General features: G+C 50.0%; 17 protein-coding genes and 1 CRISPR repeat array. Of the genes, 7 read left to right on the top strand and 10 right to left on the bottom strand.

Features of this window, described 5'->3' with window-relative positions; all coding sequences use genetic code 11:
• The first annotated feature begins 63 nt into the window (after window positions 1–63).
• Together E8E00_RS06420 and E8E00_RS06415 are read left to right on the top strand one after the other, a co-directional pair.
• Complete coding sequence (locus E8E00_RS06420; RefSeq protein ID WP_069588488.1) at window positions 64–768, top strand: DUF2786 domain-containing protein; 705 nt, start codon at window positions 64–66, stop codon at window positions 766–768.
• A 217-nt stretch (window positions 769–985) separates the two neighbouring features.
• Window positions 986–2,002, top strand: a complete 1,017-nt coding sequence (locus tag E8E00_RS06415) for an OmpA family protein (RefSeq protein ID WP_069588486.1) — start codon at window positions 986–988, stop codon at window positions 2,000–2,002.
• Between the two features lie 116 nt (window positions 2,003–2,118).
• On the opposite strand, the gene E8E00_RS06410 is transcribed toward E8E00_RS06415, so the two are convergent.
• Window positions 2,119–2,691 carry a gamma-glutamylcyclotransferase family protein gene (locus E8E00_RS06410; RefSeq protein ID WP_069588484.1) on the bottom strand — a complete coding sequence of 191 codons (573 nt, stop codon included), beginning with the start codon at window positions 2,689–2,691 and terminating at the stop codon, window positions 2,119–2,121.
• 109 nt (window positions 2,692–2,800) lie between these two features.
• Between E8E00_RS06410 and E8E00_RS06405 the strand changes: the two genes are divergently transcribed.
• A complete protein-coding gene (locus E8E00_RS06405; RefSeq protein ID WP_096628490.1) occupies window positions 2,801–4,288 on the top strand; it encodes a carboxypeptidase M32 in 1,488 nt (495 codons plus the stop codon).
• 189 nt (window positions 4,289–4,477) lie between these two features.
• Window positions 4,478–6,082 (top strand): ABC-F family ATPase, encoded by a 1,605-nt coding sequence (locus E8E00_RS06400; protein WP_096628494.1) that lies wholly within the window; start codon window positions 4,478–4,480, stop codon window positions 6,080–6,082.
• 74 nt (window positions 6,083–6,156) lie between these two features.
• On the opposite strand, the gene E8E00_RS06395 is transcribed toward E8E00_RS06400, so the two are convergent.
• Genes E8E00_RS06395 through E8E00_RS06375 form a run of 5 tightly spaced genes read right to left on the bottom strand, consistent with a single transcriptional unit; the run spans window position 6,157 to window position 14,757 of the window.
• A complete protein-coding gene (locus tag E8E00_RS06395) occupies window positions 6,157–6,735 on the bottom strand; it encodes a DUF1566 domain-containing protein (protein WP_096628497.1) in 579 nt (192 codons plus the stop codon).
• Window positions 6,735–8,198 (bottom strand): DUF1566 domain-containing protein, encoded by a 1,464-nt coding sequence (locus E8E00_RS06390; RefSeq protein ID WP_168174032.1) that lies wholly within the window; start codon window positions 8,196–8,198, stop codon window positions 6,735–6,737. Before E8E00_RS06390 ends, E8E00_RS06395 begins: the two co-directional genes overlap by 1 nt.
• A gap of 46 nt (window positions 8,199–8,244) precedes the next feature.
• Complete coding sequence (locus tag E8E00_RS06385) at window positions 8,245–10,518, bottom strand: proprotein convertase P-domain-containing protein (protein WP_096628502.1); 2,274 nt, start codon at window positions 10,516–10,518, stop codon at window positions 8,245–8,247.
• A 9-nt stretch (window positions 10,519–10,527) separates the two neighbouring features.
• Window positions 10,528–12,696: a TonB-dependent hemoglobin/transferrin/lactoferrin family receptor gene (locus E8E00_RS06380; RefSeq protein ID WP_096628504.1), complete on the bottom strand. Its 2,169-nt coding sequence runs from the start codon at window positions 12,694–12,696 to the stop codon at window positions 10,528–10,530.
• 12 nt (window positions 12,697–12,708) lie between these two features.
• Window positions 12,709–14,757 carry a prolyl oligopeptidase family serine peptidase gene (locus tag E8E00_RS06375; protein ID WP_096628506.1) on the bottom strand — a complete coding sequence of 683 codons (2,049 nt, stop codon included), beginning with the start codon at window positions 14,755–14,757 and terminating at the stop codon, window positions 12,709–12,711.
• Window positions 14,758–14,922: 165 nt separating this feature from the next.
• Between E8E00_RS06375 and rrtA the strand changes: the two genes are divergently transcribed.
• The 3 genes from rrtA (at window position 14,923) to E8E00_RS06360 (ending at window position 17,109) form a co-directional block, all read left to right on the top strand.
• Entirely contained in the window at window positions 14,923–15,537 is a 615-nt protein-coding gene (gene rrtA, locus E8E00_RS06370; protein ID WP_096628509.1) for a rhombosortase, read from the top strand.
• Window positions 15,538–15,610: 73 nt separating this feature from the next.
• Complete coding sequence (locus E8E00_RS06365) at window positions 15,611–16,093, top strand: DUF2780 domain-containing protein (RefSeq protein ID WP_077455856.1); 483 nt, start codon at window positions 15,611–15,613, stop codon at window positions 16,091–16,093.
• A 119-nt stretch (window positions 16,094–16,212) separates the two neighbouring features.
• Window positions 16,213–17,109, top strand: a complete 897-nt coding sequence (locus E8E00_RS06360) for a DMT family transporter (RefSeq protein WP_096628511.1) — start codon at window positions 16,213–16,215, stop codon at window positions 17,107–17,109.
• A 72-nt stretch (window positions 17,110–17,181) separates the two neighbouring features.
• On the opposite strand, the gene E8E00_RS06355 is transcribed toward E8E00_RS06360, so the two are convergent.
• The 4 genes from E8E00_RS06355 to E8E00_RS06340 form a co-directional block, all read right to left on the bottom strand.
• Window positions 17,182–18,162 carry a VirK/YbjX family protein gene (locus E8E00_RS06355; protein WP_136588372.1) on the bottom strand — a complete coding sequence of 327 codons (981 nt, stop codon included), beginning with the start codon at window positions 18,160–18,162 and terminating at the stop codon, window positions 17,182–17,184.
• A gap of 171 nt (window positions 18,163–18,333) precedes the next feature.
• Window positions 18,334–20,070 (bottom strand): methyl-accepting chemotaxis protein, encoded by a 1,737-nt coding sequence (locus E8E00_RS06350; protein WP_096628513.1) that lies wholly within the window; start codon window positions 20,068–20,070, stop codon window positions 18,334–18,336.
• Between the two features lie 262 nt (window positions 20,071–20,332).
• Window positions 20,333–21,200: direct repeats of the CRISPR family, unit length 28 nt; unit sequence TTTCTAAGCTGCCTATGCGGCAGTGAAC.
• Window positions 21,201–21,366: 166 nt separating this feature from the next.
• Window positions 21,367–22,626 (bottom strand): type II toxin-antitoxin system HipA family toxin, encoded by a 1,260-nt coding sequence (locus tag E8E00_RS06345; RefSeq protein WP_096628515.1) that lies wholly within the window; start codon window positions 22,624–22,626, stop codon window positions 21,367–21,369.
• Window positions 22,610–22,918, bottom strand: a complete 309-nt coding sequence (locus E8E00_RS06340; protein ID WP_077455917.1) for a helix-turn-helix domain-containing protein — start codon at window positions 22,916–22,918, stop codon at window positions 22,610–22,612. The genes E8E00_RS06345 and E8E00_RS06340 overlap by 17 nt, the downstream gene beginning before the upstream one ends.
• Between the last annotated feature and the right edge of the window lie 24 nt (window positions 22,919–22,942).

Here is a 22,942-nt window from a genome sequence, read left to right as displayed (position 1 = left end):
ACGGCTTTGTTGTTATTGACGGACGCGATACAATACGCGTTTGTTCGTTCTCGGGAAGTATGCATGTCAGATCCGAAAAGCAAAGCGCTCAAAAAAATCGCCAAATGCCTTGAGTTAAGTAACTCAGCAAACGTCAATGAGGCAGCGCAGGCGATTAAGATGGCTGAGCGCCTGATGCGAAAACATGGCCTGGACCAAGACGATATCGACTTTATCAGTATGGGGAAAACGCGCTCTGAAACCCTGCTGCCCACCTCGGTGAGTGAACCGATCCTGAAGATCATTCGTGGTATTAATGGTCGATTTGGCGTGGAGTGTGTGCTGATCAACTACAAAGGCTTAAAGCAAGCAGAATTTATTGGTGATGCCGATCGCGCGATATTCGCCGCGTTCGCCTTTGATGTGGTGTATCGCGAGATGAATGAGCATATCGGCCAATTCCGCAACAGTTTTGCCGGTTCGGGCACCAGCACTCAAGAAGTGTCACGCCGTGTGCAATCTTTTACCATCGGCTGGCTAGAAGGGGCGCTGGAGAAACTGCCTCAGCTCGATGCGCGTGACAGCGATGATAAGATCAAAAGCTACATCGACAAAGAGTTCGAAAACATTGATCGAGAAACCTTCAAGCAACAGCTAAAAGCCGCCATGGCCGCCATCACCGACGATTACGAGAAAGGCATGAAAAAAGGACGCCAAGTATCTGTGAGTCGCCCTGTGGGTGGGCAAGGCGAACGAAAACGTCTCACTAGTCAGACAAAATCACGCTAGCTCCCTTCGAATTGTCCGACAACGGTCAAGCCTGGCGCATACTTAAGACAGTTGCGTCAGGTTGGGTCAAATCTCGGTTAAATCTCTTTTTTCCTATTGAGTTACCCACTATCCAGATCTAGCCTAGGGGTGAAGGTCGTTCCAAAAATGGCCGGATAACAACGCATAGTTAATGCGAACAATAATACCTTATCATCCTTATTTAGGAGACAGTGGCATGAAAAAAGTCGTGACAAGCCTAGGCCTACTTTTAGCCGTTGCACCAGCGGCTTATGCACAACAAGATAGCGGTCTATACCTCGGTGGCCGTGTAGGTCCTTCATTCCTTGAAGACAGCTGTGTCTCTGACGCCAACTGCGGCGACTCAGAGCTAGCGGCAGGCGTAGTTACCGGTTATAACTTCAATAACTGGTTTGCGCTAGAAGGTACCTATGACTACCTTGGCCGTTTTGATACCTCATTTGACCAGTCAGGCACAACGCTCAGCGCGGCGGGCGATCTTACTGCGTTAACACTGGCCCCTAAATTTGCCTACCATCTCAAACCGGATACCGCGTTATACGGTAAAGTCGGTGGCGCATGGTGGAACTGGAACAGCAGCGCCGGTGATCGCGATGACGTGTCACTGATGGGCGCGATCGGTGTGGATCACCAAGCGACCGATAACATCAACGTACGTCTTGAATACCAACACATTAATGATATGGACGACGGCTACTTCTCAAGTGTTGACAATAACCTTGTGACCGTGGGTATGACCTACCACTTCGGCCGCACCAGCAGCGAGCCGATGCCTGAGCCTATGGTTGAAGAGCCCGTCATGGCTGAGCCGGAGCCAGAACCACAAATGGTTGCGGAACCACAAACCATCGTCTTGTCAGAAGCGGGCGAAACCGAGTTGTTTGGCTTTGATGAAGCAACCCTTTCTCCACAAGCGGCTGCCTCATTACAACCATTGATCAACCGCCTACTCCAGCACGAAGAAGCGACCGCAACCATTATCGGTCACACCGACAGCAAAGGCCCAGCGGCCTACAACCAAAAACTGTCTGAGCGTCGCGCACAAGCGGTAGCAGATGTATTCGTTGATGCGGGCATCGATGCCGAGCGTTTAACCGTGATGGGTAAAGGTGAGTCCACGCCAATTGCTAGCAATGACACTGTGGACGGCCGCGCGAAAAACCGTCGCGTTGAAGTCACCTCACCTGAGTTTGTCTACGTCGAAGTACAATAAGTCCCTTGGTGACAAGGTGAACAACCCCTAATCAACAAAGCCACCGTTCATGCGGTGGCTTTGTTTTATTCAATCTAAACAAAATAACGTTGCACGTGGCTCGCTAGTAAGTCTAATTATACCGCTTCAGCGGGATGCTGGCCGAGATGGGTTTTCATCAAATCATCAATCATGACCCGATCTTCATCGCTCACGCCGGCGACGCGTGGATAACGCGGCTGTGCCCGATCATTACAATACGCCGCATCCCACCCCTGAGTGGTGTGTAAAAATTCAGCCGCAAAATCAGACGAATAGCGTAAGCAGCCTGCCATGACCGTATCTATGTACGACTGCGCGATCGGTTTATGCACATCAGGCGCGACACGATCCTCTGCCACATACACATACACGGGCCCTTCAAGCGCAATCCCTTTGGGCAGTGCAATACGAGACGCGTCTAGCGAAAGACGTCGATACCCTGCCTCACGGCGATCAAAGTCAGGCAAAGCATCTGGCGCGATCTTTACTAAGACGCCATTGCACGCGCCGTCTCCTTCCAATACCACTAACGGAGAGATCAATGCTTCACTGACATTGCTCCAATAGCGTTGCAACCCCGATACGGTTACCGGACACGCCCACCCTGATTCACCGGTCAACGCGCGCGAAGCAGGATTCATTAAACTGCCATAGCCAAACAAGTACATTCCCCAAATACTCCTTATCAGGTCCACCTTACAGAACGCCAGTATGTGCCTTGCTTTTCTCACCCAAGTTGCCAAAATATCGGCAACGTTGTAAACAAGGAAAGTGATTATGGAACAACTAGATAAGCTGGAAGCTCACTTCAAACGTCTGTCGCATTTTCAGCACCTTGCCGCAATCTGTGGTTGGGATCAAGCCACCATGATGCCCAGCGGAGGCAGTCAAGCCCGTGCCGACGCCATGGCGGAATTGGCACTCTATACCCATCAGCAACTCACTACGCATGAACTGCATGACTGGTTTAGCGCGCTGGATGAGCAGCAAGACCGACTCAATGACGCCCAACGCGCCAGCTTCCGAGAAATGAAGCGTCAGTGGCAACATGCCAGTGTACTCCCTGACACCCTAGTGAAAGCCAAATCTTTAGCCGGTGCAAAATGTGAACACGCCTGGCGACAGCAGCGTCAAAATAACGACTGGGACGGCTTCGCCAAAAACCTTAAAGAAGTAGTGGCACTCGCGCGCGAAGAAGCCCACATCCGAGCCGATCAGAAAAACTGCTCGCCCTATGACGCTTTGCTGGATCTTTACGAGCCAGACATGACCGCTGACCGCATCGATGAAGTGTTTGGCGAGCTTAAAACATGGCTACCAGACACCATTCAAGCGGTAGTGGATAAACAAAGCCAGCAAACCACACGGTTGCCCGATGCTCCGTTTGCAGAGGCTCAGCAAAAAGCCTTAGGCGAGAAAATGATGGCGCTGCTGGGTTTTGACTTCGAGCATGGTCGATTAGACGTCAGCACTCATCCATTTTGTGGAGGCGTGCCAACCGATGTACGCATTACCACCCGCTATGACGAGCAAGACTTTACCTCGGCGTTAATGGGCGTGATCCACGAAACGGGGCACGCGCGCTATGAGCAAGGTCTACCCAAACATCTTGCCGGCTTGCCGGTTGGCAAAGCGCGATCAATGGGTGTACATGAGAGCCAAAGCCTGTTCTGTGAAATGCAGCTTGCCCGCAGTGAGGCATTCGCCACCTTGATTTGTCAGCATGCCAAACAAGCTTTTAACCGCCAAGACGACCCGGCTTTCCATGTAGACAACTTCCACCGTGTGCTCACACGTGTCTCACCCGGCTATATCCGTGTTGATGCCGACGAAGTCACCTATCCTGCACACATCATGTTGCGCTACGACATCGAGCGCGATCTTATCAGTGGCAAAATGGACGTCGATCATATCCCTGAGCGCTGGGATCATGCCATGCAGCAATACCTTGGCCTCAGCACCGCTGGCAACTATAAAAACGGCTGTATGCAAGATATCCACTGGACCGATGGCAGCTTTGGCTACTTCCCGACCTATACCTTAGGTGCATTGTATGCCGCGCAATTGATGCAAACGATGCGTCAGCAAATGGATGTGGACGGCATTATCGCCAGCGGCAATGTCTCACCGATTTTTGATTGGTTGTCTCAACATATCTGGCAACGCGCCAGCACCACCTCAACCGACAACTTACTCAAAGATGCCACCGGCGAAACCCTCAACCCAACCCATTTCCGCAAGTATATTCAAGGGCGGTATTTGTAAACTCACAGCAGCTCCAAGGCCAGCGATGCTGGCCTTTTTTATACGGGCTACTCTGTTAATCCCATCACATTTCTGTACAATGCGCGCTCAGTCTTATTTATCTTTACACCCTCCTCGCTTGGCCGTGCATCTTCCGTTTTGAGTATGATGATACGCGCCCTCGTTGAGCATATTCGCTAGGAAACTCTTTTGATTTCAATCGCCAATATCACCATGCAGTTTGGTGCTGAACCGCTATTCGAAAATATCTCTGCCAAATTTGGTAACGGAAACCGCTACGGGTTAATCGGTGCCAATGGCTGTGGCAAATCGACCATGATGAAAATCATGAGCGGTGCCCTCACCCCAAGTGCAGGGAATGTTTCTATCACACCAGGGCAGACGTTGGGCGAGCTGAGCCAAGACCAATTTGCCTACGAACAGTATTCAGTGATTGATACGGTGATGATGGGTGACCGCAAGCTTTGGGAGATCAAGCAAGAGCGCGAGCGTATTTATTCTCTGCCAGAAATGAGCGAAGAAGACGGCATGGCCGTGGCTGAGCTAGAAAGTCAGTTTGCGGAAATGGACGGTTACACCGCGGAAAGCCGCGCGGGCGATATTCTTTTGCAAGCCGGCATTGCCGAAGAGCTGCACTTTGGCCTGATGGCGCAAGTGGCGCCGGGGTGGAAGTTGCGCGTGCTGCTTGCTCAAGCCCTGTTTGCCAATCCTGATATCTTGCTGTTGGACGAACCGACCAACAACTTGGATATTCACACCATCAACTGGTTGGCGGGTGAGCTGCAACAGCGCCAGTGCACCATGATTATTATCTCGCACGACCGCCACTTCTTGAACGCCGTATGTACCCACATGGCGGATATTGACTACGGTGAATTGCGTGTGTACCCGGGTAACTATGATGATTTTGTTGCGGCATCTAGCTTGGCACGCGAGCAATTGCTATCAAGTAACGCCAAAAAAGAAGCCGAGTTGAGTGAGCTGCAAGACTTTGTGAATCGCTTTGGTGCTAATGCCTCTAAAGCCAAGCAAGCCAGTTCACGCGCCAAACGCATGGAAAAGATCCAGCTTGATGAAGTCAAAGCATCAAGCCGTGTGCACCCTTACATCCAATTTACCGAAAGCAAAAAGCTCCATCGCCAAGCGGTTGAATTGAAAGAGCTGGGTCATGGCTTTGAAGATGGCCTGTTATTCGATAACGGTCACCTACTGCTTGAAGCTGGCTCACGACTGGCTGTGATCGGTGAAAACGGGGTAGGAAAATCAACCCTACTGCGCTGTCTTGTGGGTGAGTTGAGCCACCAGAAAGGCACCATTAAGTGGTCTGAAAATGCCGCGATTGGCTACTGCCCGCAAGATAACAGCGCGGAGTTTGACAACGATCTGACCCTGTTTGAGTGGATGTCGCAGTGGCGTACGGCCAAGCATGATGACTTGATCGTGCGTGGAATTTTAGGGCGTTTGTTGTTTTCAGCGGATGACGTGAATAAAAAAGCGAAAAGCTGCTCTGGTGGTGAGAAAAACCGTCTGATGTTCGGCAAGCTGATGATGCAAGATATTAATGTGATTGTGATGGACGAGCCAACCAACCACATGGATATGGAAGCGATTGAAGCGCTCAACAAAGGGCTAGAGCAATTCCCCGGTACTTTGATTTTTGTCAGCCATGATCGCGAATTCGTCTCCTCGCTCGCCACTGACATTATTGAGATTAAAGACAAACAATTGTCGCACTTTAACGGCAGTTACGATGAGTACCTCGCCCACTTAGAAAAAGTACGTGCGGTGGCTTGATCACGTCGGTTATCGATCACCAATAACGACTCACTCGCCCCAGCCACAGTCGATGTCGCTGGGGCGATTTTTTGTTACTGGTCTGTCACTAGCAGCACACTGCCCTCAAGCTGTGTCGGCCCATAAGCAAAGATCTCCGCGTTACGCACGTCAAACATCAAAATCGTATTATCCGCTTGCACATGGCTATTGCTCCAAACGTAAGCGCGCACATCACCACTGCCATAGCCTTCTTCTGACGTAGAGTATGGGAATCCGGCGGAAAATGCCTTTGGATTAAGCGCGGGTTTCATGCAAGCATGTTCAGCCAAGGACGCTAGCTCTTTAATATTGGGCATGCGCCATTGCGTGTGACCGGCAAATTGATGCAGCGGATGCGCTTGGCTTTGATTGATCGCCTGCACTTCATTAAGTGCGGCTTGCCAATACATTCCGGTGCCCTCGCCACGACACGCCTGTTGTTCGGCTTGCCAGGTTTTACCCAGTGGGCAACGCATCCAAGTTAATCCGGTAAAGGTGTCCGTTACCGTACCATTATCATCAAAGCTGTAACGGACATTCGGTGCCGTTTTGGTTAAATCAATCGAGCATTCTTGGCCCGCCCATGCAGTTACAGATGCGAAGATACTGGCGACAATGATCAGCTTGTTCATTATTTTTCTCCTTGGGCGACAAGACGGATAGGCAGTTGCCATGAGGTGTAGTCAGACTCGACCTGATCGCTATAGATCTCGAGCGATACCGTCGTGCCACGATCACTGCCTCGTGTTTGCGGCAGCTGGATATAGCGCGCACCCGGCGTCGCAAATGCGGTATATTCGGTTAAGAAAGAGGTGGAAGACCACAGCAAGCCGGCATCGTATTCACTGGCAGAGGATTGATGAGGGAAATACTCAGTATCAAGTCCATAAACACGCCCATCGCTATCGGTTTGTGTCTCGCCGAAATCAATCAAGCTATACAGTTCAATAAAAGTGGGTAAGCGCCATTGATCGATGCCACAGACCTGTTGCTGATTTAGGTACGCTTGGTATTGGGCCGTGGTGCAAATACCCTCAGCGTCTTTGCAGCCTGTCGCCTCAATGTCTTTGTCAAACGGTTCGAACTGCCCGGGCACTTGATAGGCAAAAAGGCGATCCACATATCGCGGGGATTGAGGATCCGTGTGTTTGCTCTCCCATACCAGTCCGCTGCGATTATCTTGCACACAATCCCACGTGGTCGCGCTATCGGGCAAAGGCTGACCCTTGTCATCCAGTTTGGTGAAGCTAAACCCACCTTCCGTTGCATCAAACCCATAGTCAGCGTCTTGACCGGGGTAATCGACAGGCGCGGTGGCAACATTCCCGCTGTCGGAATAATAGCTAACAATGCCGGTATCGTTTACAGGACGCATTTGAGTCCGTTCATCCAACTCAACCAAAATCGCGTTCAGCTCAGCATCGCTCGGAGCACCTTTAAGTAAAACATCCGAGTAACGCGCCAATTCACCGCTTAGTAGCGCTAGCATGCGATTCGCTCGCGTAGGCGTCATCCCCGATATCAGCGATAAAACGTTATTTTCAAGCTGTACAAAACGGTTATCCGCTCCGTTGGTAAGCAAGTCCGCTTGCGTCGTGACGCCCATCGCCTCGAATTGCTCACGTAAATGAGCGACAGCATCTTGATAGGCATCCCCTGCCGCCATGTTGCTAGCGACCAGTGTGCTGATCACATTGATCTCATTGCCGGTAGTCTTGCGGACGCCGGGAGCAACAAGGAATGCATTCGCTTGGCGAGGCGCGTCAGTCTGCGCTCCCATTCGTTGCGACGATAACGTGGTCACGCCGGTGTCGATTTGCGCGACAATCGGCGAGGACAAGATCGCTTTATCGGCGCTGGTGAGAGTAAACGCCCCCTGCTCCGCTTGTGTGGTGGGTTCGTTGGCGTTACAGGCAAAGTCACCATTTAAATCCGCACAAACGGTTTCATTACCGGTGGCATTGGTGGCGCTAATGGTACCAGAGACGCTGTAGGTCGGCGCGATCGCGTCGCTTGCACTCGTTTCTGATCCAGAACCATTACAGCCTGCCAGTAGCAATGCACTGGCGAGTAGAGAGTAGTTAAATTTCATCATATCTATCTTTTTAATAAGGGTGTTAAGGTGATTGAATAACGCGCTATCAGGACTCGCCCTTTCGTGCTCGCCAGCCGCCCCAAAGCAAGCCCACCAGCAGCAGTGGCCATGACAACGCGCCGCCTCCCGAGCTAGCGGTGTCGAGCGCATCCTTGGTGCTAAGGTCGGTATCTTGGCAATCGAATCCCGTCACGCGTCCCACTTGCCATGCCACCAGCTCACCACTGCTGCCTTGGGCATAGTCCGTCACTTCAAGACGCCAACTCCCCGCTAGGGGTTCGCCATCAAAGGCTTGTAAAAGATCGTCGTGCTGGCTGGTCCAATAACGCACTAAGTCATTGCTCTGACGGGCGCTATTGGCATGTAACGTCACCCGTGTGCCTGCGGGGGAGACAAGAACAACGCGTAAATCTGATGGGCTGGCATGGTTGATATGGACATACACGCCAAGATCGGCACGAATGGCATTCGCGTCATCATTAATAATGAAGTTAAAACTCTTGAAACCGTTGTTTTGCGCACCATTACTGGCCACCGATGCATCCGGCAAGGTCGCATTCAGGGTTTGGCGCGATTGGGTGAGTTGGGGCAAGCCTTTAATCACCGTCACACTGTCTTGCCATTGATGGGTTTGCAGCGTGTCATCAAATTGATAGTCAATTCGCGCCTCAAGAGTCAGCGGCTGACCGCATTGCGCCGTAAGCGGTATAGGGATAGAAAACGACTGAGCCTGATCAAGTGATTGATTAATGGACGTGGGCGCTCCACCCTCCACCTGAATATCACCACGCACTGAGGCTGTGCGCCCTTGTGGTGTTAAGCGTGTGTGGATCGCCGCCGTATCGGCAACATAACGCTGGCTTGTTTCAAAGCGAAACGGTGCTTTGAGCAAACCGTGTTTTTCAAAGTTCGCTTTTAACAAGGCTGCATAGTCGCGTGATGGATAATAAGTTTTAGCCACATAGAGCATGCTTTCTGCCAGATCGTGCATTTTCATGCCCCGGCCTAGCCCAAACATCGATTCCAGCACCAAGGTATCCATCTCTTTAAAAGCGGGTTCACCATACAGTGCGACGGCTTGCTTGAGGGTTTGGAACAAAGGCGTCGACCAAAGCTCATCCCCTAATTCACCACCAACGTTTTCGTGCGCGCGGTATTCACTGCTTTCAAAATAGCGCGCTTTTTGATTCCACAAACTGCGCGTACCTTGCTTAAAACCGAAATAACCATCCCAGTTAAAGACGGTATCAATCTCGAAGTCATCACCTTGTTGATACAAGGTGCGATAGCTAGAAGATCCCGCCCAATAGTCAGCAAATCCCTCACCCAAGGCGCCAGTGTGGCCATACGCCCAGTCGGGCAAAATATGGTAGTGAATACCGTGGGCCAGCTCATGGACCACGACATCGGCGTCAAGTGTATCGGGCGAGCCAGACGCCCCAAACATCACAGCGTTAGGACCCACATAGTAAGACGAGTTGTTCGAACTTAAGGCGTGAGCATCAAAGCGTACCGGACCGTCAAATAATGAATACCCTAACGAGGACACATATTGCAGGGATTTATCCAAATGATAAAACGCCATCATTTGTGCAAAGTCTTGACTATCAAAAGGCAACGCTGTGAGCGAAGCATGGCTCGCAAACTGTGTGACACCATCCGGATTTAAAAACGAGACACTGTCACTTTTCTGCCATTGTCCGGACTCAGGGTTTTTGTCTTCAAAGGCGATAGCATCAACGGCTTGGACTCTGGGATTACTCAGGTAGAGCGTGCCGCCTACATCCAATAAAGAGACATCACGCATAACGAAGCGTGGCGCGTGGGGATAATCCGCCAGCGTTGTCCAGAGCGTCTCGGGGGCGGGCTGTTTGTCCATACTACGCAGATCCGGATCAACCACATTGACGGTGCGCGTCACTAGCTCACCGTCTGATAGCGCTGGCGGCGCATCCGCGAGCAGGCGACGCGGGATCTCAATAGCCGCCTCTTTCACTGCCTCACCCTGTCGGATCATGGTGTCGGTTAGGCTTTTATACACCCGAGTCACCAAACCGTGTTTGTCGGTATGTAACACCAACGTACGCTGCGGCTGATACTCGCCACTACGGTAAATATCAAAGTTATACTGACGACCAAGCAAACTGCTGGTTTGGTAGCGCAACGACAGCTCCCCCACTAACGGATAATGCGTGCGCAAATACTGCTGTGCTTGAGTGGCATCACTTGCTTGATAATTGCCCGCAGGGTAATCCCATTCCCCTGCCATGACATTGGCACTGGCAAGTACCAACGCCACAAGACTGATCGCTGATTTCATGGTTCTTCCTTAAAACGCATAACGTGCATTGAGGGTGAAGTAACGACCGGGCTCGGTCGAAAAACGGGTTTGTGACTCAGAAATACCGGCAACGTCTTGATAACGAATGTATTCGCGGTCTAACACGTTATAGACATTGAGATTGATAGAAGCATGAGACGAGAGCTGATAGCCCAAGCCAAGGTCAACGCTCGCCCAGCCAGACGTCTGAGCACACTCAGTGCGGGTGCCTAACTCGGTGTAACACATGGGCGTGCGGGTCATCTGATCTGCCCAGTTCAAACGGGTATAACCGTTAAACGATTGGTTATCGAAGTGAAGCGACAGGCTGCCTTCGAGGGGGGCTAAGTTGCGAACATACTCGTCATTGTCGTCTTTGCCAGAGATCCAGCCGATCTGACTTTTCGCTTGCCATTGATCGGTAAATGCATAGGCCGCTGATGCCTCAACGCCATACGTTTTTACACCATCAAGGTTTTCATAGCGTTTCTCAAACAGGCCGGTTTCCGCATTAAAGCCCTGATCGGCAATATCAATAAACTGGCTAAACCGGTTGTAATATGCCGCGGTATACAAGCGGAGCTTGCCGTCATCATATTTAGCCCCGAGCTCAAAACTATCGCTGGTTTCCGCGTCAAGCGACGGATTGGGCAGCACCACAAATGGCGTCACCGGCACAGAGGCGTGGTTAGAGTAGCCATAGCTTTTGTCGTATTCAGGCGCTCGATAACCATGCTTATAACTGAGGTAGGTATTGAACGCGGGCGTCCAGTGATAAGCCACCGAAGCACTGGGCGATAACGCTGCACTGTTATTGTCCGCCACACTCGCCATGCCAATGGCTTGGGGATCGTCTGCGCTTAATCGGTACGCATCAGCACGTAGACCCAGCATGACACGCCACTGCCCGATACTCATTGCATCTTGCGCATAAACACCTAACGCATAACTCCGTGCAGGCGCGAACGGTTGCGTATCACTCACCGTTACGCCGTTCCAATCGAGAGTCGTTTTCGTCACAGGGCGTTCATGGTAAGCCGTTTCTAACACACCACCGTAAACCAGCGTATGCACCACGTCTCCGCTGATTTGCTCAGCGTTGGCGTCTACCGACCAACCGATTGACTGGTCTTGAAAACGGCGATCATCCAGCACCCGACGTTGCTCATTGATCCCCATGTTCCAGCGAGTCATCAAACGGTTCGTGTTCTGGGTAAAATCGGTATTTCGGTAATAGAGCTTGGTGTTGAGAGTTTCTAACCAAGGCTGCTGGGCGTGATATTCACTGCCAAGCCAAAATTGCGTGGTTTCGATTTGTTCGGCTTGATCAAACGTTTTGATATCCCACTTACCGTCAGGTTGAATCGATGCTGTCCCTTCTTGTCGCGATGCATCTTCACGGTAGAGCTTGGCTCGAGCACTTAGCTTCCAACGATCGGAGACATAATGATCCAGACGCAACGAGGCACTGCCACCATCCAAAGTACGGTTGTACAAATCTTGCTGGTAATTACGGGTTTCTTCCCCATCCCAATAGCTCACATCGAGCAACGCACTGGTATCACCATGACGGAGCGCGAGACGACTGCCGACTCGGCCTTTATCACTGAGCTCGCTATAGGTAACTTGCGCGTCCGCGTACAGATCTTTGTCGCGGAGGAGATCGTCCGCGGACAGCGATGTCACGATCACGGCACCGCCTAATGCACCTGAACCGTAACTGGTTGAGCTAGCGCCTTTCACGACTTGGATTTGCTTTGCGCTTGCGATATCAAAGGAATTACGCCCTGCTTTATCATTCAAATCAGCGGCACCGAACCCATCCGCAACTGGGACACCATCTTCCACAATCAAGATACGGTTACCGGACATGCCGCGAATAGTGATGTTTTGAGGGCGACCCGCTCCGCCTGTCACACTGACACCCGGTTCATTTGTGAGTGCATCATAGAGCTCGGTGGCGCCCTTTTTTTTTATATCTTCGCCACGATAAATAGCGACCGAACCCGCTGTATCGGACGGTAATTCAGCAAATTTATTGGCCGTGACGACCACCGTCTCGACGTGACGATTGGTCACGTCACCAGAGGTATTCTCCTCGGTGTTGACAGAATGGGCGTGCACGGTGCCAGTAGCCAGTGCCGTCAGCACTGCCACAGAGACAGAAGACAATTTCATTTAATACTCCGGTTAGTTCACACGCTTCAGTTGGTGTAAGAGAAAGGCATAGTCGGTCGCTTGTTGCGTCAGCCCATGACGCGCATCGGCTTGGTGGCCTCGGGAAAAATCCGTCAACAACAAATAAGGGCCCGATCGGGTGCTGGTTGCGGCTAAATGCGAAAGGTATTGCGCCCCTTCCCAAAAAGGCACACGCTGATCGTCCCAGCCGACACGCACCAGCATAGGGGGATAAGGTTTTTGCTGGATGTTGCGCAAAGGATCATAGCCTTGCATAACCTCGCGCTGATCGCTTTGCGCAGGATTGCCCCATTCTTGGTATTGCTGTGCCGTTAACGGCAACGCCGGGTTGGCCATACTGCCCAGCACATCGACAAACGGAACATTGAGGCTAGCGGCAGCAAACGTTGCGGGCGCTTGGTTAAGTGCCGCGGCAACCAAGGTACCGCCAGCGCTTGAGCCCACAGCCGCGACTGCACGCTGTCCGTCTTGATAACGGCCCATCGCTTTGGCGACATCAATAAAATCTTGGATGCCATGCTTTTTATTCATCCCGCTGCCTGCTTGGTGCCATGTTGCACCGTAATAGCCTCCGCCACGCACATGCGCAATTGCATAGATGACGCCTCGGTCCATTAGCGAGACAGTTTGCGGCATAAAATACGGCTTCATGGTAAAGCCATACGCGCCATACCCATACAGCACAACTGGCGATGACGGGGTCAGCGCATCTTTGCAGTACGCCAACGTAACCGGAATACGATGCGGCCCAACGTACAAGCGTTCAGAATGATAACGAGATGCATCAAAGTCGGGGTAATGATCGGCACTGACTTCACGACGTGTGCCGGATTTAAGATCCAGCGCTTCCCATCGTGGTGGCTGTACGAGCGACATACTGCGAATAAACAACTGATTGCTAGCATAGTCGCCTCCGCGCGTAAACCAAGCGACCTGCCCTTGTGCCGCCAAAGGCTGCTTAACCACGCGCTCACCGTCCGCATTAAGTAAGATAAACCACTGCTCACCCTCGTACTGTTGGGTGAGGACAATGCCATCTTCGAAAAGGTAAAACGTGTTTAACTCAGCGCCCGGCTCGGCAGCATAAACGACGTGCCAATCATTCGGTGTCGCGACGGCAGCGCGATAAAACTGCTTGGTTCCTTGGTGGTTGCTCAGCATCCATAACGCATCATCCGTCTTATCGAGATAGTATTCGACATCCGGTTGACGAGCTTTGAGCGGTGCAGACAGGCTGCCATCATTCAGACGAAGTAGACGCTGTTCGGTCGACGATTCATTGTTGACTTGCACAATAGCCGTATCTGTGTGGCTAGCACGGTATACCGACAACAACCAAGCTGGATCGACTTCTTCATACACCAAGCTATCGCCACCGGTAGTGCCTATTTCATGGCGGAACAACTGGCTGGGACGCGCAGTTTTCGCCTCTTTGCCGACATAGTAGAGCTGCTGATTATTCGGCGACCAGATGACAGATGCATCAGCCCCGGTGGCAATAATATCGGCTTGCCCTGATTGGCGGTTGATCAGCACGATGCGGTAGTCTTCCTCACCGTGAATACCCTCGGCAATGGCGAGCCATTGTCCATTGGGACTTAACGACCAAGTCCCTAGCTGGTAATACGCATGCTCAGCGGCTCGCGCCTCAATGTTGAGCAATGTCGATGCTTTTTCACTACCTGCTTCTTTTTCGCGAACGGCTTCTTGTTCGCTGACGGCTTTGCGCACACGCAGCACGCGCTCACCATTAACCCGTGTATGTAAAAACTCGCGACCATCGCGCGCTAACCAAGGTTCGGAACCGGTTTGCGGTGTACGCGCCCATTCACTCAATAGCTCATCACGAAGCGATTGACTCGCCATCAGCGACTGTTGCGCATGCTGATTTTGGCGTTCCAGATATGCCCGAATTTTATCCTGTTGTTGCGTCACATTTTGCAGCCACGAAAATAACGACAACGTATTCGTTTCATCATCGCTATGGCTCAATGGCGACACAAACATAAGCCCGATTAACAGCGCATTCACTAACTTCATGTTATAAAAACATTAAATTGGGGGTAAGTTCAGGGCGCGCATCATAGATGCAAATACGATTGAGATCAATTATCATTTGTAATGATCTTTGAGGGAGATCTCATTCAGTCATATTGACTGTAATAAAGCGTTGTTATTTAAGCTGTAACGAGATAAAAGGCGACCATGAAGCGAAAACGACCTATCACCCTACACGCGCCAATTCAAACACTTGGATTGCTGATAATCGTCGCGCTAGTGTGTGTGGGTGTTAATTATTCGTCGCTCGCCGAGACGTGGGTGTGGCAGCGAAGTGCACTTGCTTCAGGCCAAGCATGGCGCGTGATAACCGGCAATTTTATTCATCACAACGTCTTTCATTTACTGACCAACATGACGGGATTAGGCGTATTCGCCCTGATGTTTTATCGCCATATCAGCGCCGGTACGCTGGCGTCGCTGATCTTGTGGCTTGCGTGTGTGGTTGGTCTGGTAATGTGGTGGAGCCCTTATCAGCAATATATGGGTCTATCTGGGGTGTTGTATGGATTATTTATGTTTGGAGGAATAAGCACTATTCACACCCCTAGCGGGAAATGGATTGCCTTAATTACTAGCGTAAAATGTGTGGGAGATGCTCTCACGGGTCAAGCTCTGCCTATGCGTGCCGCATTGGGTATCGATATTGCTCACCTCGCTCATGCTGGAGGGATCGTCGGGGCGCTGGCCTTTTTTGCCCTCAAAAAGCGGATCCAACATCGCGCCATATCAGCTAAAAACACCGACCTTGCACTGTCTTAGTGGTCTGCGACTTTCATTCACCGCCATTTACCGCTATACCTACATCACTCTCGGTTGATAATAGGTGCCTTCTATGAAAGCGACGCTGCCAGCACTCACGCTTGCTGCCATATTAATCTCTCCCTCCAGCCAGGCGTTGTTTGGTCAAGGTAATACCACCACGGATGTGATGACCCAAATGGCGACCCAATTTGCGGACGACCAAGCCAGTGAATCGCCGCTTGTACAAGCGATTACCGAGCAAGTGGATGTTAGCCCGACGCAAGCGGCTGGCGGCGCAAGTGCCCTGCTAGCGATGGCGGCGAATCAGCTCTCCGGTAACCAGCAGCAAGAGCTGGCAAGTCTGCGTCCTGATTTATCGTCCCTTTCATCATTACTGGGTGACAGTGGCATTGGCGATAACATTGGTTCGCTCGAGAGTTTATATAACGTGGCTGACACACTCGGCATTGATGCGGCCACCTTGCAACAATTTGTACCGATTGTACTCGATTATTTAGGCCAGCAAGGTGCCAGTGAAGGTTTACTCAGTGCACTAACAGGGCTTTGGCCTTAGTGTTCGCTTAAACGTTTTCATCGACGCGCGGCGCTTAACCGCGCCTTAGTGCGTTCTCTCAAGCAAAACGGATCGAGACACGTTATCATAGCGGCCTTGTTGTTTTAGCCGGTGTGATTATGCCTGCCTTTTCATTGTCCGCGATCCCTATTGGGATCCGCTTTATGCTCCTTTCCGCGTTCGGCTTCGCGGTCATGTCCGCCTGTGTTAAATATGTCAGCCTACATGGTATCCCACTCTTTGAGATTGTCGCTGCACGGGCGTTAGTATCGCTTATCATCAGCTACACCGATGTCAAACGAAAAGGCTTGTCGCCCTTTGGCAATAATAAACCGCTACTATTGCTGCGCGGCGTATTAGGGACTGCCGCACTTATGTGCGTATATTACGCCGTCACCACCCTACCGCTCGCCGAAGCCACTGTATTGCAATACATGCACCCCGTTTTTACTGCGGTACTTGGCTTTATCGTGCTGAAAGAGCGATTACAAGGCGCCACCTTAGTATCCATTGTCCTGTGTTTGGGCGGCCTTTATCTGATGGTACAACCCAACCTCAATACATCGTTCGATAGCGCACTTCCGCCCTTTAGTGTCGCTATCGCATTACTGGGGGCTTTAGGGAGTTCGGTGGCCTACGTGATTGTCCGAAAACTCAGCCGCAGCGAAGACAGCTCGGTGATCATCCTATACTTCCCGATGGTCGCTCTGCCGGTCTCGGTGGTGTTGATGTGGTCAGAGTTTGTGATGCCAAGTTTGCCGCTTACATTCTTATTGGTGTTAGTGGGTGTGTTTACTCAAATCGGCCAGTATGGGCTCACCAAGGCCATGCAAACACAACAGGCTGGCGAAGCGTCAGCCTATGCGTATGTGCAAATCGTGTTTTCTACCTTAATTGGGATAGCGATCTTTCAAGAACTGCCGTCCATGTGGACGTATCTCGGTGGTGGGCTGATTGTGGCAGGCGCATTGTTCAATGCCGTGGGAAGCCGCCTCTTTCGGCGACGTTTGATGTAGTTCGGCACGAAGGCAGTTAGAAGACGTGAGTATGGCCTCAAAAGAGGCCATGTTATTGTTTTGCTTTTCTGATCAGGCAACTTGATGCATTTCTGCACGCGTTTCCGTCAACGCGTTTATCGCCAAGCGTAGATCTTGCTCTAGGGTATGCAACCAGGCATAACGCTTGGTGTATAAACGTCGCTTACTGCCGCTAAGCTGGGTAACATCTTTGCGTATTGGCTGCATCGGTAAGGTATACATATACCGACTCAATGGCATCCCATCATATTCGCGCCAAAGCTCATCATAATCAAACGTCACCACATTCCGCTTAGAGGTGATGTAACGGATCGCTTTATAAATATGGCCTTTATTAGACACCGCGTAGCAGCGCTCGGCACCCATGATACGGCCCAGCATCAACACCAGCTCTAACATCAAAGCTTTGGTGCGCAATCCATGCGCCGTTTTCGTCAACATTTTAATGATCTGATGACGGTCAGGTACGCTATCACTCGGACCTTGCAAGGCACCGATATAGAGCTCTCGCCCCTCACGGTTGAAGTGGAACGAAATGCTGTACACGCCTTGATTGCTCTCCACGTCATACAAGGACAAACCCAGTGCCCCTTCGCGAATTGCACCACGATAAAAGCGCACGCCATATTGACGGCCATTATTGGCTGTAAAGCTGACAAGAGGCAGACCCGCGACTGAGAAAATGGTGCTGCAATGACGGCCAAAGGTATTCGCCATAAAACGATAATGGTCATGCAGCATTGCTACCCGCTCAGGCATGCTCAGTGAGACATTGAGGTAAGGTTTAAGCGGTTTAGTGATCACTTCTGGATAGTCAGCCAATACCGGCGCCAAATAGGGCTCGTTAAAGACCTCAATCATGCGTTCCATAATGGTTGGAAATGCCGAACCCAACGCGCAAAAACGCCAGTTTTTGCTCACTACACGCCATCCTTTGCTGTTCGGATAAATTCTTTCAGCCCACTCCACAAGGCTCATTCGATGTTGTTTACTGAGATTCATCACAGCCACACCCACTTCATTTTGTCGCATAAAACGCGTTAAAGAAGGCTGACTATAATCAGCAAGTCACAAAAAGGCTGTCGCAAGAATGTACGAGAGTGTCAGAGTTTGTCGGCGTCTATCAGTGTTGCGTGGACATTTTTTACTGTGGTAATGAAAGAGCGGATTGCCAAGCTCGACAATCCGCTAACAGCCCTCTAATTATGTGCGGATATGTTTGATGGCACTGCTGAGTGAATCAACATTATCTTTTAGGTCGGACACGATCGGACCCAATTGATCAATCGCTTCATTCATATCACCTGAAAGCGTCTTGATATTCGCAAGATTACTGGAGATCTCGTCACTCACCGACAGTTGCTCTTCGGTAGCAGAAGCAATGGAGGAGTTAAGGCGGTGAATCTCAACCGCGGATTCTTTTATGGTCCCTAGAGCCTCATTAGCCGTTGTCATATTGTCACGCGTGGATGCGATTTTTTCAGCGTTAACACGAATGGTTTGGGTAGATTGCTCGGCTTTACCCTGCAGACTTCCAATCATGTCTTCAATTTCACCTGCCGATTTTTGCGTGCGTTGCGCCAGCGAGCGCACTTCATCCGCAACCACCGCAAACCCTCTGCCCTGATCGCCTGCGCGCGCCGCTTCTATAGCCGCATTAAGCGCCAACAGATTCGTTTGCTCTGCAATGTCTTTGATTACGTCCAGCACATTACCGACATTGGTCGATTGATCTGCCAATTCTTGAATGACTTCAGAGGTTTTGGTGAACTCTGTTTCCAAGCTTCCAAACTCAAGTGTCGTTTTATCAAAAACTTCTTTACTGGTACTCGTCTCTTTTTCTGTGCTCCCTGCGTATTTTTCAGCCATGGATGTATTTTCAGCCACTGTCGCCAATGCTGATGTCATCTCTTCCATTGCTGTGGCCGCCATTTCCAACTCTTGGTTTTGTTGGTTAGATACTTTGGCATTTTTGTCGGTAATATTAACCAGACTCTCTGTAATCTGTGAAATCATATGATTCACATTATTAATTTTTTCAATCGTTGAAGAATAACTAACAATGACTTTATTAACAGTACTGCCAATTGTACCTATTTCATTATTTTTACTGTCATCCACGCGTAGTGTTAAATCAGAATTATCATCCACTTGCTTGAGCGTTGACGCCATTCTATCAATAGGATTAACGACATTCCGTTTAGTAATGACATAACCTAATACCGCAATAACAACCACAACCGCTAACGAAATATTTCCTATTAGTACAGTTCTTTTCACACTCGCCGCTGCCGCATTAAATTGCGCACTTGTACGCTCTTCTAGCGCAATAAAAAAGCTTTCGATGGGTTTCATGATTTTTGCTTTTTCTTGGTGATACTGGGCGCTGTGGAGTAACTCAATCGCCATTTGTTTGTCGGGCTCACCACGAACGGTATAGTTACCGCCACTATCGGGATAGAGTCCCTTCACCGCATTCATGGCTTTGACTTCCATATTGACTAACCCATCGGAGTTAGCTTGTGCTTGCTTTAGGAAATCAAACTCTTTTTCAGTGAAGCCGAGGTCTTTCATTCTCTGATTTAGAGAGATAGTTTGACCATCCGGTTTAGGTTTTTGTCCGTAATCTAATACCAAATCCCAATAAATCGTGTGATAGTTAACGGGCCGAGGCTTCTCACCATTACGAATGGCTAGGATGTCCATATACATCTTTTCGTATTTATCGTCCCCTGTCACAACATAAGTTCGTCCTAAACGGGTTAAATCATCAGAGCTTTGCCTCAATTCATCGGCAGTTTGATACGAGGCATACCGAACCTGTGCCATTTCATCAACTTTATTCATTAGCCCATTTAGTTGGATGATAGTCACAAAACTAACGACAATTCCTGCACCAATAATAAAGAACACTAACTTCATGGTGTTATTGATGTTCATACCCCACTCCTAGCACTCAACATCCGTAAAAACATCTTTACTGAGCTAGTGTAGAAGAGAATCTCTGCATCAATTGAAAGAATCTAGGCAATGATAATCACATCACGAGTTACTGTTTGATTACTCGCTAAAAATAAAACTAACGATAAACGTCGAGTTACATACCAAGCCATGAAAGAGTACAGTTAATTAGTCATTCTATAGAAAAGAAAGACACCCTCACTAATAGAATGAACCATCCACAATGGTTGTTCCGAGATTAGTAAACCACTGCCAATGCGGCAGTGAACACTAACGCCAAGCTCAGCGCCTGCAGCGGTCGTTTCTAAGCTGCCTATGCGGCAGTGAACATGAAGCCTGTTGATATTGCCGACAAGCTCAATTTCTAAGCTGCCTATGCGGCAGTGAACTATCCCACTCTTGCGACGCCAACAATGCAGCATTTCTAAGCTGCCTATGCGGCAGTGAACCCAGTTAGCTGCGTGATGAATCCTTTTTGCGTTTTCTAAGCTGCCTATGCGGCAGTGAACTGCGCGACAAACAGGTCGGACACACCGAGGCGTTTCTAAGCTGCCTATGCGGCAGTGAACGAGTTGACGAAAAATGCGCTCAGCCTCAGCGCTTTCTAAGCTGCCTATGCGGCAGTGAACTTTACCGAGCAACTGCACGCCGTAGTTGTCACTTTCTAAGCTGCCTATGCGGCAGTGAACAGTTAAGAGGGTGATGCACTTTGTTTGATCTTTTTCTAAGCTGCCTATGCGGCAGTGAACGTCATAGAGATAAGCCGAGTTGGCCCGAGGGATTTCTAAGCTGCCTATGCGGCAGTGAACCACACTTTGGCTCATGCTTGGTTATCCTCAATTTTCTAAGCTGCCTATGCGGCAGTGAACGCGCAGCCTCACAGCGTCGACCACCTCGGAACTTTCTAAGCTGCCTATGCGGCAGTGAACTTCCTCTCGCGTAGAGGAGAAAAACTTAGAGATTTCTAAGCTGCCTATGCGGCAGTGAACGTCTGCGACGCGTGCAAATCTGCGATTTGAAGTTTCTAAGCTGCCTATGCGGCAGTGAACCAAAGGAAATGACGATAACCGCGGCTGAATATTTTCTAAGCTGCCTATGCGGCAGTGAACTATAGAATAACCTAACAATCATCTGATACAACAGGCCGTTAGGATAAAAATGGCCTTTTACCCTTGTTAAAAAAGGGATTCCGTAACTAGCTGTATTTATTGTTTATTTTTAAGTGGCTAAAAAAAAGGGTAAAAAGATGCCAGCTTAGTTCTCCGTTAGATTGGCTCACGAATCGATGGTAAAGTCCTCGTGCAGGGCTTTCCAATGATCACGTAGCATCGCTTTGTGCTCCGTTAGCATCGGTAATTGCGCAAGTTGATTTGGCCAGATATCTCGTGCCAGGTTGATCGTATCCAACAGATGCGGTTTTATCATTTGCCACGGCACACCTACATCTTGCGACCAGCGTTCAAAATGGCTCAAACCAATATCATACCAACGCTTACTTTTCGCCATTTTCAACGCAATGTTGTCATATTCAATATAAGGCTGCGTAAAGACCACATCATAAAGCGGTGCTAATCGCGGCAACATACGGTCGGGGTAACAGATCGTCCAGTTTTTTAAGTGCGCATCACCATTCCCGAGCAAGATATTAATCAGTAGCCTACGTGCCATTTGCTGTATGTCTTCTCGTCCATTAGCACTCTCACGATATAACACTTTCCCCAACTGCTCATAATTCACTTTTTGATATTTATCTGAAGGATATAAGCCAAACACCTGAGCAAAATCCTCCGCATGTATTCGGCCATCCGACCCGCGATCAAAGCGTTGTATGCCATACGCAAAGGGCTCGTTTGGTAGCTGAATATTGGGTAAGCCCTCTAACTCAGCCACGTTGATCAAACGTATTTCAGGAACCACGGCGCCGGCCTGCGCAGCGAGCGTCATACAAGTGAATTCGTTGAGAGGCACGCCTTTATGCACGGTTGAGGGTGTTTTTATGATCCATGAGTCTTCATTGGCATCGTGATCAATATGGTATCGACCATCACGGTGCGATGAAGAAAACTTCATTTGTACGCCGGCTAATGAAAACTTGTTATCAGCATGCTTAACATCAATCTGCTGCGGTGCGGTTGAGAGTCTTTGCGCCAATGCCCAACGTGGTAACTCACCCGCTTTAATCGGCGTTGCAACAATGGCTCCGGGCAGGTTTTTTCCCATATATGCCAGTATCGCGAACTCATTGTTTGTATGACACTGTAACGCCTGTGAGACGACGTCTCTCAATGCGCCTTCTGGGAGCAGATTGGAGAGCACTGGCGGCAGTTTATCCGTGCGAATTTGTGGTGTGTGTAAGTATTGCGGATCGCGACGTTGCCTTAACGAAAAGGTCAAACGCTCATGCTGAGAGGTGGTGATAAACGCCGGATTGAACGTGAGAATATTCTTCCCGCCCGCGTAGTGAGTAACAATGGCTACATCAACGCCATGTAGTTGAATGTTCAGCCCCTCAACGTCTTCACTGGTTTTGGTCATCGCTATGCTCCGTCCCTAACCAAAAGTCGAGATCGTCGTTATCATCATCTTTATAACGATCGAGGTTTACCGACTCATCAACCATTTGAGATGCTTTGGGCTCGAGCGTTAATGTCAGGTCGAGCCCTTCAAGCACGCGCAGCAAAGTCGATAACCGAACATCACTCCCCGCCTCTACTCGCTGATACTGCTGTTGTTTCATGCCAATACGCATGTACATGTCAGACTGCTCTAGCCCAAGTGATTTACGACGGGCTTGCAATGCGCGCGCTATATCTTTTAGTGACACCATCACATCCCCAAACAACTTTAATAT

The organism is Salinivibrio sp. YCSC6 (genome assembly GCF_004916735.1).
Taxonomy (GTDB): Bacteria; Pseudomonadota; Gammaproteobacteria; order Enterobacterales; family Vibrionaceae; genus Salinivibrio; species Salinivibrio proteolyticus.
Note: the sequence above shows the minus strand (reverse complement) of the source record. Positions and strands in the feature narration are given on the sequence as shown.